Genomic DNA, 769 nt, shown 5'->3' on the forward strand with positions numbered 1-769 from the left:
CCGCTGGAACAACTCCCACAACTCATCAGGCACCAGTCGTCGAAGGAAGGCATCCACGAAGGATTCAACGACCAAACCCCAAATGAGTCACGGTCTAAAGCGGGTGCCGCAGGTTCGAATCCTGCCGTGGGGTTGCGTCCACGGAAGTGGTGTACGAGTTTGACCTGGTCAGCAGGTGTGGCGTCGTGAAATGAGAACGGCCATCGCGTGATCCTTCGTAGCAACGATTCCAAGAAGGAGAACGGCGATGACCGCGGACAACAGTGTGACGCCTGAGCGGTGGCTGGCGCAGCAGATCGAGACCGGTGACCCGGACATGTTGCGATCCATGGTGAAGACCATGGCCGAGACGTTGATGTCGGCCGAGGCCGACAGCCTGTGCGGGGCCGCTTACGGCCAGCGCAGCGACGAGCGGACCAACTCCCGCAACGGCTACCGCAGCCGGGAGTGGGACACCCGCGCCGGGACGATCGACCTCGCCATTCCCAAGCTCCGGCAGGGCTCGTACTACCCGGACTGGCTGCTGGAGCGACGCCGCCGGGCCGAGCAGGCGCTGATCAGCGTGGTCGCCACGTCCTATCTGCTCGGCGTCTCCACCCGCAGAGTCGACAAGCTGGTCGAGCAGCTCGGCATCAAGCACATCTCCAAGAGCCAGGTCTCGCAGATGGCCAAGGCGCTGGATGAACAGGTCGAGGCGTTTCGCACCCGGGCGCTGGACGCCGGCCCGTACACCTTCGTCTGGCTGGACGCTTTGACGCAGAAGGTGCGC

Annotated in this window: 1 protein-coding gene; it reads left to right on the forward strand. The window is 63.8% G+C overall.

Annotated features, from left to right (window positions below):
- Positions 1 to 247: 247 nt before the first annotated feature.
- The coding region (locus tag ACFFR3_RS22145) for a transposase (RefSeq protein WP_379483771.1) at positions 248 to 769 on the forward strand (522 nt) is incomplete at its 3' end.

The sequence above is a fragment of the Nonomuraea salmonea genome, assembly GCF_042428605.1.
Taxonomy (GTDB): Bacteria; Actinomycetota; Actinomycetes; order Streptosporangiales; family Streptosporangiaceae; genus Nonomuraea; species Nonomuraea salmonea.